This window comes from Parapedobacter soli (assembly GCF_025460835.1).
GTDB lineage: Bacteria > Bacteroidota > Bacteroidia > Sphingobacteriales > Sphingobacteriaceae > Parapedobacter > Parapedobacter soli.
The window spans coordinates 158908-171342 of record NZ_JAMXAY010000002.1 but is presented as its reverse complement, the minus strand read 5'-3'; the positions used below and the strand labels follow the sequence as shown (position 1 = coordinate 171342).

Genomic DNA, 12435 nt, shown 5'->3' with positions numbered 1-12435 from the left:
AAAAACATCTAAAGAGTACCATGAAGGAAAAACACACATACCACCACGTTGATGCCACGGGCAAACTGCCCGAGGTGTTGCGTGCGAATCCGTATACTGTGCCCAATGGTTACTTTGAAAACCTCTATCATCGAACAGTTCAAAAATGCCAAAATACCGGCAACATCCCAACGGGCTTGGGAGTCCCCGACGGATATTTTGAACAATTGACGGACAGTATAAAGGCGAATATTGCCGAACAAAGGCTGAAATCCATCGTGAGGGACCCGGGTTTTATGGTGCCTGATGGTTATTTCGGTGAGTTGGAGCAACAACTGGTAGCCTACAGCAAAATCGCGAAGGTGGCAGCCGATACCGGCTTTACCACACCCGAGCATTATTTCGATCGGTTGCCCGAAGCAATCAACCAGCAGATCCGGGAAACCGAAGTACCTGTCCGCAAATTGAATCGCAGGAAATGGGTGGCATACGCCGCCGCTGCCAGTATCGCACTGGTCATCGGCTTGGCAGGCATACTCCGAACCGGGCATGACAATTCCGAAACCAAGAATCCGTTGGCTTCGGTATCTGACCAGCAAATCCTCGATTACCTGGAGCTTTATGGTACCCCAAGCGATATGATTTATATCTCCGAGCAGCTCGAATTCGATGAGCAAAGTATCGGAGAAGGGCTCAGTGAGGAGGATATTGAAGCATACCTTAATCATACGTTGTAGCAAATGATCATCGTAAAACCACTTCGTCTCATCGCATTGGCGCTATTGCTACCTGCCACCTTCACAGTGGCACAGGAGAGCAGGGCCGAGCGTTTTGAACGGATTGAAGCGGAGAAAATAGCATTCATCACCAAAGAGCTGAACCTCACACCCTCTGAGGCCCAGAAGTTCTTCCCCGTGTATAACCAATATTTCCGGGAGATCTCTAAACTTAAGCAGGAAAGACGCTCCACAAATCGGCTAGGCAGTAAACGCAAGTTGGAAAACCAGAAAATCCCGGGCAATAATTTCAACAACAACCGCACCGATCGGGATGTCCTCGCATTTGATGCCAAGGAGCTGGAGGTAAAAAAAATATACCGGAACCGCTTCGCTTCAATCATAGGCCAGGCCCGGGCATCGCGATTTTTTGAGGTCGAAGAAGAATTCCGGAATTATTTACTCCGCGAATTACAACAACGGCGGCGCGACCGCGACTAACCGTAAATTATTCCGTAGCTTTGCGTATGCTTAGTAATCGGCAACTTTTCCTCTCCAATACCGCGCAAACATCCGCTTCGCCTCGACTTATCGAAATAGAACGTGCCGAAGGGGTATACCTATACGGACCGAACGGCGAACGTTATCTAGACCTGGTTTCGGGCTTTGCGGTGAGCAACATTGGCCATCGGCACCCCCGGGTGCTCGAAGCGATCACCACTCAACTCGACAGGTTCCTCCACGTAACCGTGTACGGCGAATTTGTCCAAGCCCCTCAGGTCGCGCTGGCCACCCAATTGCTCGCCGTGCTCCCGGATCGCTTCAATTCGGTTTACTTTACCAATTCGGGTACGGAGGCCACCGAGGGCGCTATGAAGATTGCCAAGAAATTTACGGGGCGTCGCCAAATCATCGCGGCGGAAAAAGCCTATCATGGCAGTACACAAGGTGCGTTGAGCTTGATTGGTAACCCCGAGTATCACCGTGCTTATGCTCCCTTATTACCCGACATCGAGTTTATCCGCTACAATGAGCCCGGCCACATCGGCAAAATCACCACAGCTACCGCTGCGGTAATCCTCGAAGCTGTGCAGGGCGAAGCCGGTATCCGAGTGCCGGACATATCCTACATGCAGGCCATACGCAAACGTTGCGATGAAACCGGTACGTTGCTCATCTTCGATGAAATACAAACGGGGTTCGGCCGTACAGGTGAACTCTTTGCATTCCAGCACTACGGCATCGAGCCCGACATCCTGCTTCTGGCCAAGGGAATGGGCGGCGGTATGCCAATCGGTGCTTTCGTAGCCAACAAAGCCGTTATGGACGTAATCAAGGATAACCCAATGCTGGGACACATTACGACTTTCGGGGGGCATCCCGTGAGCTGCGCTGCGGCTTTGGCATCGCTCAATGTCATTCTCAACGAACAACTCATGGCAGATGTGGGGCGGAAATCGCAATTATTCCGCCACCATTTGCAACATCCCGCCATCCGCGAAATCAGAGGTGTCGGCTTGATGCTATGCATCCAATTGGACACTTTCGAGCAAGTGGAAAGCGTAAGCAAATACTGTGCGGAAAACGGCGTAATCATCGATTGGTTCCTACATTGCACTACTGCCCTCCGTGTTTCTCCCCCCCTTATCATCAGCGACGACGATATAGCGATGGCTTGCAGTGTGATTTTAAACGGGCTCGACCGCTTGTAAGGAAATACCCACCAGCATTATTTATTCCGTCCGATGCAACATCGGACGGTCCCCTTGCGTCTTTTAAACAAAGGACTGGGAAATATAACAAGACAACTCGTTGGAAGCCTCATTCACTGACAAGCATTACCAATTGGTCGTTGCCTGTAAACAAGGTGATCGCCAATCACAATTCAAACTGTATAACCTATACGCAAAGGCAATGTATAATACGGCATTGCGTATCGTACAGGATGAGGCTGAGGCAGCCGACGTATTGCAGGAAGCATTTATCGATGCGTTCTCGCGCCTGGACAGCTTCCGCCAAGAAAGCACGTTTGGCCTGTGGATGAAGCAAATCGTCGTAAACAAATCGATATCTACGCTGCGCAAACGGAAGTTGGACTTCCAATCGCTGGACGAAAGCGACGAGCCCGTTGAAGAGGAAGAGAGCGAGAACGATGTCGAGTTGCAGGTGGCTGCCATCAAGCAAGCGATAGGCCGCCTGCCCGAAGGTTATCGACTGGTGCTCACACTATACCTGCTAGAAGGGTATGACCACGAAGAGATTGCCCATATCTTACGGATCAGTGAAGCAACATCCCGGAGCCAGTACCTCCGGGGAAAACGGAAATTATTGGATTATTTGGCAAACTGAGGGGAAAAGCATAGGAGCTGATATGAAAACGGACTTAAAATCATTCATCCAAGAAAACCGGGGGGCCTTCGACAGTGCTAACCCGCCGGAGGACCTTTGGCAGCGGATTGCCGACGGGCTGGATAAGCAACACCGCGGTAATAGCAAAAAGCCGCAAAAGATAGCCCGGCTTAGCCACGTCTTGAAAGTAGCCGCCGTTACGTTCCTGGTAGGCACAGCCGGGATACTGGTTTATTTCTATGGGAAACGGGAGGCCTATTTGGACTATAGCCGTATAAATCCAGACTTGGCCGCCGAGCAGCAATTATATACCCAAATGGTTCTGCGTAAAAAAGACTCCATTGCTTATATCGCCGTATCAGACCCCGAGCTGTATGGTGAGTTTTCGAATGTGCTCAACCAAATGGAGGCAAACTACGACATGCTGAAAGAAGAGTTTACCCGGAGTCCGAATAAAGAGCTGACACTGGAGGCCATGATACGTAACCTGCGTGCACAAATCGACATACTTAGTCAGCAGTTGGACGTATTGAATTATATCAATAACTCAAAAAACCAAAACCGCGATGAACAGATTTAAGACATATCTAGCGCTTTCGATGCTCCCGTTCTGGACCATCACCGCAGCTGCCCAGCCCATGGACCACCAAGAGTTACAGGCTATCGTGCAGAATATCGACCTGTTGGCAGCAGAAGTCGGCGAAGAGGTAAACAATGCACTGAAATCAATTGACATAGCCGGATTGGTAAGTGAGTCGTTGGCTAGGGACTTTTCTGAACTCGACTGGCAACAGAGGCATAAAGAATCCAAAGAAATACCTCTTTTTTTGGGGTACCAGAAGGAAAAGGTCGCCGAATATTCGTATCCCATCAATAACCGTCAATCAGTAAAGATTGACAACCGCTATGGTAAAATATCGGTCAACAATTGGACAAAAAAAGAAGTTAAAGTAATCCTAACAATACGCACTGCCGAAAGTTCGGAACGGCGGGCACAAGATGCGTTGGACCGCGTGCATGTCATCCAGTCCCAATCGGGCAACACGATTTCCTTTGAGACCTCCATCGAGTCGGGCGACTCAAATTGGTGGTCGTTACTTACCAGTGGTGCCGGCGACCGGGCATTGCGTGTAGATTACGACATTTATCTCCCCCACCAAAACGAACTCATACTTACAAACCGGTATGGTGCTATCGAACTACCCGATCGCGATGGCCGTGTAGACGCATCGGTGAGCTATGGAAGCCTTTCGGCCGGGCGTTTGAATGCACGGGGGAATTCGTTGACCGTGGCCTATTCAAAAGCGGAAGTTGAATATGTAAATGAAGCTGACGTCATTGTTCGTTATGGGGGGTTCACGTTGGCTGAGGCCGAAAAACTAACGTTAGCCATGAGCTCAAGCGGCGGTAAAATAGGCGAAATCAACCATCAGGCTGATATCAGCTTGCGGTATAGCGGTGGGTTCGAGATGGGCCTTGGCCCGTCCATACAAAAAGCCAGTGTGGAGGCTGCTTACTCCAACGTACGCATCCGGCCGTCGCGTGATGCTGCCTTTAATTTCGATGTCGCGGTAAGCTATGGTGGGTTTGATTACGACCGTAACCTCATCAATATCGGCAGCAAGTCTGGAAGCCGCACCTCTACCAGCTATTCCGGTTATTGGAACAAAGCCGTAGACAATTCATTAAGTGTGAGTGCACGTTACGGTGCGGTAAGCTTAAAATAGCCGAAGTCGAGGATTAGCCGAAACGCTTCCGAAGGATAGCATACAGTTTATCCACGGTCTCGGGCTTGTCGGCCCAGTTATTTTTCTCGGCGTAGTTTGTTTGTAAGAAGTTATCTGCAGAAGCAAAGTCATCATACCTATTCAGCAACTCGACAGCTTCGCTATAAGCCAGGCTATAACCGTTGAAAAGATCTTTGATAAACAACAGTTTATCATTGAGACTGATGGCCGATTTGATATCAGAAATGCGCTCACCGCTACCTTGGATAGCAGCCAATGGGTTGCCTCCGGTTTTCCGATGTGCTGAAAGACGTTCGTTTAGTGAAAGCGGCCGTGCCGGTTTTTCCTCCTCCTCGGGCGATACAGATACATCGGCCGAATCAATTTGAACGGTCTTTTCTTCGATGATAACTTCTTCCACACCTTCTTCCCCCACATCATCAGTTACTGTCTCGTCAATATCTATCACCCCATCGCCGTCCGCTTCAATACCCGCTTCGTTATCCGCGGAATCACTCTTCGCTTCATCCACAGCTGTGCTGCCGTCCGTCTCTTCATATACCTCTACGATGTCAGAGGCCTCTTCATCTGTATCCTCGTCAGCACCGTTGTCATCTGCACCTGATTCCACATCATCGGCAAGAGTTTCATCTTCTTCCGTCTCGTCGATACCTGGAGTAAACACGATTTCTTCCGGGGCCTCGTTACCGGCATCAACTGCGGGCGCTTCACCATCAAGTTCGGTTACATCGTCAGCCCGTTCGACGATATCATCCTGCTCTGCTAAGTCACCCTGCCCAGCCACGTTGTCTAACTCGGCACCGACACCTTGTTCTGCTTCATCAGCCACAGCTATTTCGGCTTTCTTCAATTTATTGTACACCGCTACGTTCGCCGCAAAATAATTGACCGTTGCTTCGAATAGATCACCCTTTAGGCTATCTCCCGGTACCGTGTCATTTTCCAAATCGTCAAACTGGCTATTGATATCGTTTAATAAATCTGCTATTTTTCCGAGAACCTGCTGTTTTGTTGCCATATTATAAAAAGCGTATGCCGATAAAGATGATTCAAAATTAACATTAAATTCTGATATTAGCAGGCCTCGGGCGCACAATTAATTGCGATTCCCGCATACGGCAGCAAATGGAACATGCTTTTTTCAGAAGACCGTTTAATACATAGGGATACGGCATACGGGAGTATTGAGGTAATCTGTGGGTCGATGTTTTCGGGCAAAACCGAAGAGCTGATCCGTCGGGTGCGACGTGCACAGCTCGCCAGACTACCCGTGCAGATCTTTAAGCCGGCAATGGATACGCGCTACCACCGTACGGATATCACGTCGCACGATAGTAACCGCATACCGTCTACACCGGTAGACCACTCGTCTGCCATATCACTTTTGGCAACCGGTGCCAAAGTGGTGGGTATAGATGAAGCGCAGTTCTTTGATGATACGTTGCCCGGTGTATGCACGAAACTGGCCAACGCCGGAATCCGGGTAATAGTGGCCGGCTTGGACATGGACTTCAAAGGGCAACCGTTTGGTCCGGTGCCGGCATTAATGGCCATTGCCGAGCACGTCACCAAGGTGCATGCGGTGTGTGTACGTTGCGGTGCTCCGGCCAACTACTCTTACCGGCTTACCCAAGACGACCAGCAGCTGCTGGTGGGCGAAAAGGATAACTATGAGCCGCGATGCCGCTCGTGTTTCTACCGGTCAGTAGAATAACATCACAGCTCTTTGACGATGGCATCACTCATCGGCTCAACTTTCGAACGGAACCGATGTACCAGCTTGCCGTGCTCATCAATCAAGAACTTTTCAAAATTCCACTTGATTTCACCGGTAAAATCAGGGTTTTCTGCAGACGTCAGATAAGCGAACAAAGGCGATATATCGGCTCCTTTCACACTGCTTTTTTCGGCCAGCAGAAACGTGACACCGAAATTCTTCTCACAAAACCCTTGGATCTCCTCGTTGCTACCCGGCTCCTGCCCACCGAAATTATTGGCCGGGAAACCGATAACGACCACTTTATCGCCATATTTCTCAGACAATTCCTGCAGCCCCGCATATTGTTTGGTAAATCCACATTCCGACGCCGTATTCACCAATAACAGTTTCTTCCCTTCAAATTGAGAAAGACTAACCTGTTTGCCGTCGATAGACGTAAAGGTAAATTGGTATACATCATCCGCAGGGGCACCAACCATGATTGCACCCAACATTAAAATCGCTACTTTCATCATTATATTATTTTATAAACACTATGCCATTCTCTAAACGTGTATTTCATAATTCCGCTCCCGCTGGACAATAAAGTTGAACAGCTCCGTAATCGGGCGGCTCAATACCTTGCCGATCTTAACACCATGCTGTCCACACACCTCCCGTAACTGCTCTATAAAAAAATAGGCGATTGAGCCCACAAAATGGCACACATATTCACCGTGGTCGGGAAATGGCTTAATATTCGTCTTGACAAATTCGGTAAAGCCTCTTTTGAGCAAATCATCTATGAAGGGGTGTTCACTATTTGCTGCCATAAATAAGGCAAACGAAGCCAGATACGCATTTGGGGTAGCACGCTGGTACACATTTTTTATAACAATCTCTTTATTGAGCCGGTACTTCTGTTCAAACGCCGCCGCAAGATCGGCAGGCATTGCTCCATACAGGAACTTCGTCACCAATTGTTTCCCGAACCAAACGCCCGACCCCTCATCGCCGAGCACATAACCGATTCCCTGCCGCGACGGGAGCAGTTCTTCGCCATCGTAGAAACTCACGTCAGATCCGGTGCCCAATGTAGCGATGTATCCTTTCCTACTGCCACATGTGGCATAGGCGGCACCTATCAAATCAGTTTCTACAGAGATGAATGCATTGGTAAACAACTGCGATAACGCATTGGAAACCATTTCGCGCCGGTCGGGGCTTGTGCAGCCGGATCCGAAAAAATATACTTCTGTCACCCCCTCGGCATGGGGAAGCACCTCGTTCGCGTTCTGGATGATTTTGGCGATATCCTTTTCACTCACAAAAAAGGGATTCAGGCCCTTCGTAGTAAAAGCCAGCCGCTTGCCGTCGGGCAACGCCAACATCCAATCCGATTGAGACGAACCGCTATCTGCTACTAATATCATTGATTTAGTTTTACTGTATCCGTATCATTAAGGGATATCAAACTTAGGTAAATTTGCTTTTATATGCAATATCTTCATCTTCAATCTACCTTCAGCACACCAGCTATTTGATTTAACGTTATTTCGGCCAGTTTAGCCTGGTACTGGGCCGTGCTGTAGCGGGTACTGGCATCCACAAAATTACGCTGTGCTTCACGAAACTCCACCGGGGCAATGCTCCCGAGCTTAAATTTCTCCAGGGTAATATCCATGTTCTCCCGTGCGATATCCTTGTTCCGTTCTTCCAACCGGACCAGTTCCAAGTTCATCAAATAGGTCTGGTATGCGGCGAGCAATTGGGCATGGATATTTTCTTCGGTCTTAGTCACTTCAATTTCTGCCGCATCCAGCATCAGTTCAGCGTTCCGTTCATTACGGCGCTGCATGAATCCATTAAATATATTCATCGAAGCCGAAACGCCATAACTAAGGCCGTTGTTGTGCGAACGGGTAGAGAAGCCCAGCTCGGCAGCCGACCTCGACCTGGTATAAGCCGAAGAAACGCTCACAACGGGGTAACGCTCGCCCTTCACGCGCTTCAGCTCCAGTTGACTGATGCGGTGGCTAACCAAGGCGGATTGTAATGCCGGATTGAGCCGCTTTGCCTGTTCGGCCAGGGTTTCATAATGGAGGTCGCTGGCTATCAAAATGGTGTCCACAACGGTAAAATCAGTATTCACGTCGCGGGCCAGCAGCTCGTTGAGTCTGATTTGTGTACGTCGAAAAAGGTCACGTTGCCGCAACACATTGGTAGTATCCGTATTCAGATCGACACTGGCAGCCAGTACTTCCAGCTTTGAGGCTCGGCCGATCTGGTACCTGTTCTCTGCCGTTTCGTGGCGGAAGGCAGAGAGTTCCAGGGCCGTTCGTGTAGCTTTGATAAGCTGTTGTTGCTGTACCAGGTCATAATAGTTGCTTATCACCTCGTATACGGTGGACAGGATGGTCGTTTTGAGATTTGCTTCGCCTAGCTCCTTTAGTGCTTTCAGTTGATCATACCGGGTAAACATCTGGAGACCGTCGAAAACTGTCCAGTCCAAACTTACCCCATACGCCATCGACCGGTTGCGCGCACCGCGCAGCGCGCGGGTCTCGCCACTAAGGAGTGTCTGCGTGGTATTCTGGATACTTGCCGCTGCCGATACATCACCACTAACGGTAGGCAGCATCCCTGCATTGCCTACACTTACGTTGTTCGAGGCCACATCGCTATCTTTGGCCACCAGCCGGATGTCATAATTATTTTCCAGTGCGATCGCAACCGCCTCCTCCATTGTAAGTACCGACTGGCCAACCCCACAAAAGGGAATGAAAAATAACGTAACAATAATCAATCTCTTCATAACAAATGTTCACCTGCCATTACTTCCGCTTCTATGCGCTTGGCTTCTTCCAGATCGGGATTGGGTTTGTACTCGCGCGACCACATGGCATATACTGCCGGGATGATATATAAAGTAAGGATCAATGAGAACAGCGTGCCGCCTACGATAACTACCCCCATCCCAATGCGGCTGGTGGCAGCAGCGCCAAAAGCCATGGCAATGGGTAGTGCCCCCAGCGAAATTGCCAAGCTGGTCATGAGTATCGGGCGGAGCCGGGCTTCGGCAGCCTCCACAATGGCCTGCTTAACCGGCTTGCCCCGCTCCTTGAGCTGGTTGGCAAACTCCACGATGAGTATCCCGTTTTTGGTAACCAGTCCGATGAGCATCACCGTACCGATCTGGCTGAAAATATTCCACGATTGGCCGGTAAGCCAAAGGGAAAGCATAGCCCCAGCAACCGCCATGGGCACGGTGAGTATGATGATTACAGGGTCTAGGAAACTTTCAAATTGCGCGGCTAAGATTAAATACACCAGCAACAGCGCCAAACCGAAAGCAAACATGGCATTTGAGCTACTTTCTGTAAAGTCCCGGGATTCGCCGCTCAAATCCGTCGAGAAACTATCGTCGAGCACCTCATCCGCGATGCGGTCCATGGCATTGATGCCGTCTTCTATCGTTTTGCCCCGTGCCAGCGACGCCGAAACCGTGGCCGACATAAACCGGTTGTTGTGAAATAGCTGCGGTGGGCTGCTTTGTTCTACCATGTCAACCAGGTTATCCAGCTGTATCAGCTCGCCAGTACTGCTACGCACAAAAATGGTTGCCAAGTCTAACGGCGAACTTCTATCACTATCGGAAAATTGGCCTATTACCTCATATTGCTTCCCATGCATCAAGAAATAGGCAAACCGCTGGCCACTCAGCGAAAGCTGCAATGTTTGTGCTACATCCAATACCGAAACCCCCAAACTTTGCGCTTTATCCCTGTCGATGCTCACATTCAATTCAGGGCGGTTGAATTTTAGGTTCACATCTACGTTGTCGAAGGTAGGATCTGCCGTAGCCCGTTCCATAAACACGGGAATTTTCTCTTCCAACTTCTCGAAATTAGGGGCTTGGATAATGTATTGGATTGGCATGCCTCCCCTCCTGCCCACTGATATGGTAGGCTGTTGGGATACAAATGTACGCGCCTCCGTAAACCGCCGTGTCTGCCTCGACAGTGCCTCTGCAATCTCCTCCTGCGAACGCTCACGTTCTCCCGGTGGCACCAAGCCGATGCGCATCATACCTGTATTGGCCGATCCGGAGCCACCCCAAGAAGGTGATGTATTGACCATATTGACCGTTTTCTCCGGTACCGAGTCGTTCACCAGCTGGATCAGCTTTAGCATAAAGCGATCCATATACTCGAACGTACTCCCCTCGGGCCCAGTGATACTCGCGCGTAATAAGCTGCGATCTTCGTAAGGCGCCGTTTCCTTAGGCAGGTGTACCCAAAACCAGGCAATAAGGCCAAAACAAATAGCCAAAATCGGGAAACTCAACCATTTAGCGCCCATAAAGCGGCGCAGCGAGCGACCATAACCCTCGGTCATCTTCACGAAGTAGGGCTCGGTGGCATTATAAAACCACGAATGGCTCGCCCCGCGGCGCATGAGGTATGCGTTGAGCATCGGTGTGAGGGATAACGATACGAACGCCGAAATCAGTACAGCAGAGGCAATAACCACCCCGAACTCCCGGAACAGCCGCCCTACGAAGCCCTCCATAAACATCACTGGTAAAAACACCGCAGCCAGTGTCACGGAGATGGAAATCACCGCAAAGAAAATCTCATTCGACCCCTTGATTGCCGCCATGATCGGCGACATGCCTTCTTCTACCTTCTTATAGATATTCTCGGTCACCACAATACCATCGTCGACCACCAGACCCGTAGCCAGCACGATAGCAAGCAATGTCAGCACATTGATCGAGAACCCAAAGAGATACATGACAAAAAAGGTGGCAATCAGCGACACCGGTATATCGATCAGTGGCCGGAATGCGATGGCCCAATCGCGGAAAAAGAGGAAAATAATCAAGATCACCAGTATCAAGGCGATAACGATGGTTTCAGCAACCTCGGTTACCGATTGCTTGATAAATAGCGTATTGTCTATCGCTACATCCATCACGATATCGGCAGGCACTTCATTTCTGAGCTGCTCAAGCCGCTCGTAAAACGCATCGGCTATGTCGATGTAGTTGGTACCGGGCTGCGGTATAATGGCCATGGCTGCCATAATCGAATTCGACTCCCTGAATTCGCTTTCCAGATTCTCGGGGCCCAGTACCGCAGTGCCCACGTCTTCAAACCGGATAATCCGATCGCCCTCCGAGCGGATTATCAAGTTATTGAACTCCTCTTCGGTGGTAAGGTTACCTACGGTTTTTATCGCCAATTCGGTATTCTCACCCATTATTTTACCCGAGGGCAGCTCCACATTCTGACGATTCAGGGCGTTGCGTACATCCAGGGGGGTGAGCCCGTAAGCGGATAGCCGCATCGGGTCTATCCATAACCGCATCGCGTAGCGCTTTTCGCCCCAAATCTGCACGGAACTCACGCCCGGTAATGTCTGCAACCGTTGGGCTATTACATTATCGGCGATCTCGCCCAGCTCCAGGGGTGAACGCGACCCGCTTTGCACCGTCATCACAATGATGGGGTCGGAGTCGGCATCAGCTTTAGATACCACGGGCGGCGCATCGATATCCTGTGGCAGGCTCCGCATGGCTTGCGACACCTTGTCGCGCACGTCATTCGCAGCCTCTTCCAGATCTTTACCCAGCACAAATTCGATATTTATCCGACTAGACCCTTGGCTGCTGGACGACGATATATTACGGATGCCGTCGATTTGGTTAATCGACCGTTCCAATGGTTCTGTAATCTGCGACTCGATAATATCTGGGTTGGCCCCCGCATAGTTTGTCCGTACAGATACAATGGGCGGATCGATGGAAGGAAACTCCCGCACGCCCAAAAACGTATACCCAATAACGCCAAATAGAATAAGCATCAGGTTCATCACGATGGTGAGAACCGGCCTTTTGATACTGATGGTGGAGAGACTACTCATGTGCTTATCGTTTAAT

At 50.0% G+C, this 12435-nt stretch carries 12 protein-coding genes; 7 read left to right on the top strand and 5 right to left on the bottom strand.

The features are described 5' to 3' along the window. The first annotated feature begins 20 nt into the window (after positions 1 to 20). The 6 genes from NGM62_RS01800 to NGM62_RS01775 all read left to right on the top strand — a co-directional run bounded on the left by NGM62_RS01800 (position 21) and on the right by NGM62_RS01775 (position 4771). Positions 21 to 716: a hypothetical protein gene (locus tag NGM62_RS01800; protein WP_262245476.1), complete on the top strand. Its 696-nt coding sequence runs from the start codon at positions 21 to 23 to the stop codon at positions 714 to 716. A 3-nt stretch (positions 717 to 719) separates the two neighbouring features. Then, on the top strand, positions 720 to 1196 hold the full coding sequence (locus NGM62_RS01795) for a hypothetical protein (protein ID WP_262245475.1): 477 nt from the start codon (positions 720 to 722) through the stop codon (positions 1194 to 1196). A gap of 26 nt (positions 1197 to 1222) precedes the next feature. Beyond that, positions 1223 to 2407, top strand: a complete 1185-nt coding sequence (locus NGM62_RS01790; RefSeq protein ID WP_262245474.1) for an aspartate aminotransferase family protein — start codon at positions 1223 to 1225, stop codon at positions 2405 to 2407. A 100-nt stretch (positions 2408 to 2507) separates the two neighbouring features. Then, positions 2508 to 3044: an RNA polymerase sigma factor gene (locus NGM62_RS01785; RefSeq protein ID WP_262245473.1), complete on the top strand. Its 537-nt coding sequence runs from the start codon at positions 2508 to 2510 to the stop codon at positions 3042 to 3044. A 22-nt stretch (positions 3045 to 3066) separates the two neighbouring features. Continuing rightward, the gene (locus NGM62_RS01780) at positions 3067 to 3624 is read left to right on the top strand and encodes a hypothetical protein (RefSeq protein WP_262245472.1); all 558 of its coding nucleotides are present in this window, start codon (positions 3067 to 3069) and stop codon (positions 3622 to 3624) included. Further along, complete coding sequence (locus NGM62_RS01775; protein WP_262245471.1) at positions 3611 to 4771, top strand: hypothetical protein; 1161 nt, start codon at positions 3611 to 3613, stop codon at positions 4769 to 4771. Before NGM62_RS01780 ends, NGM62_RS01775 begins: the two co-directional genes overlap by 14 nt. 13 nt (positions 4772 to 4784) lie before the next feature. Here the strand turns inward: NGM62_RS01775 and NGM62_RS01770 are convergent, their stop codons facing one another. Beyond that, complete coding sequence (locus NGM62_RS01770) at positions 4785 to 5810, bottom strand: hypothetical protein (protein WP_262245470.1); 1026 nt, start codon at positions 5808 to 5810, stop codon at positions 4785 to 4787. Between the two features lie 114 nt (positions 5811 to 5924). Between NGM62_RS01770 and NGM62_RS01765 the strand changes: the two genes are divergently transcribed. Further along, positions 5925 to 6506, top strand: coding sequence for a thymidine kinase (locus NGM62_RS01765; RefSeq protein ID WP_262245469.1), 582 nt, complete (start codon positions 5925 to 5927; stop codon positions 6504 to 6506). 2 nt (positions 6507 to 6508) lie between these two features. Here NGM62_RS01765 and NGM62_RS01760 read toward each other — a convergent pair whose 3' ends face one another. The 4 genes from NGM62_RS01760 to NGM62_RS01745 all read right to left on the bottom strand — a co-directional run bounded on the left by NGM62_RS01760 (position 6509) and on the right by NGM62_RS01745 (position 12419). After that, positions 6509 to 7024: a glutathione peroxidase gene (locus NGM62_RS01760; RefSeq protein ID WP_262245539.1), complete on the bottom strand. Its 516-nt coding sequence runs from the start codon at positions 7022 to 7024 to the stop codon at positions 6509 to 6511. A 33-nt stretch (positions 7025 to 7057) separates the two neighbouring features. Then, a complete protein-coding gene (locus NGM62_RS01755) occupies positions 7058 to 7924 on the bottom strand; it encodes an N-acetylglucosamine kinase (protein WP_262245468.1) in 867 nt (288 codons plus the stop codon). An 80-nt stretch (positions 7925 to 8004) separates the two neighbouring features. Further along, positions 8005 to 9306: a TolC family protein gene (locus NGM62_RS01750; RefSeq protein ID WP_262245467.1), complete on the bottom strand. Its 1302-nt coding sequence runs from the start codon at positions 9304 to 9306 to the stop codon at positions 8005 to 8007. Continuing rightward, positions 9303 to 12419 carry an efflux RND transporter permease subunit gene (locus NGM62_RS01745; protein ID WP_262245466.1) on the bottom strand — a complete coding sequence of 1039 codons (3117 nt, stop codon included), beginning with the start codon at positions 12417 to 12419 and terminating at the stop codon, positions 9303 to 9305. The genes NGM62_RS01750 and NGM62_RS01745 overlap by 4 nt, the downstream gene beginning before the upstream one ends. Between the last annotated feature and the right edge of the window lie 16 nt (positions 12420 to 12435).

What these genes read in the sequence shown, in the direction of transcription:
- NGM62_RS01760 (WP_262245539.1), bottom strand. Translation starts at nt 7,024, where the DNA reads ATGAAAGTAGCGATTTTAATGTTGGGTGCAATCATGGTTGGTGCCCCT.
- NGM62_RS01795 (WP_262245475.1), top strand. Translation starts at nt 720, where the DNA reads ATGATCATCGTAAAACCACTTCGTCTCATCGCATTGGCGCTATTGCTA.
- NGM62_RS01780 (WP_262245472.1), top strand. Translation starts at nt 3,067, where the DNA reads ATGAAAACGGACTTAAAATCATTCATCCAAGAAAACCGGGGGGCCTTC.
- NGM62_RS01750 (WP_262245467.1), bottom strand. Translation starts at nt 9,306, where the DNA reads ATGAAGAGATTGATTATTGTTACGTTATTTTTCATTCCCTTTTGTGGG.
- NGM62_RS01775 (WP_262245471.1), top strand. Translation starts at nt 3,611, where the DNA reads ATGAACAGATTTAAGACATATCTAGCGCTTTCGATGCTCCCGTTCTGG.
- NGM62_RS01800 (WP_262245476.1), top strand. Translation starts at nt 21, where the DNA reads ATGAAGGAAAAACACACATACCACCACGTTGATGCCACGGGCAAACTG.
- NGM62_RS01755 (WP_262245468.1), bottom strand. Translation starts at nt 7,924, where the DNA reads ATGATATTAGTAGCAGATAGCGGTTCGTCTCAATCGGATTGGATGTTG.
- NGM62_RS01770 (WP_262245470.1), bottom strand. Translation starts at nt 5,810, where the DNA reads ATGGCAACAAAACAGCAGGTTCTCGGAAAAATAGCAGATTTATTAAAC.
- NGM62_RS01745 (WP_262245466.1), bottom strand. Translation starts at nt 12,419, where the DNA reads ATGAGTAGTCTCTCCACCATCAGTATCAAAAGGCCGGTTCTCACCATC.
- NGM62_RS01765 (WP_262245469.1), top strand. Translation starts at nt 5,925, where the DNA reads ATGCTTTTTTCAGAAGACCGTTTAATACATAGGGATACGGCATACGGG.
- NGM62_RS01790 (WP_262245474.1), top strand. Translation starts at nt 1,223, where the DNA reads ATGCTTAGTAATCGGCAACTTTTCCTCTCCAATACCGCGCAAACATCC.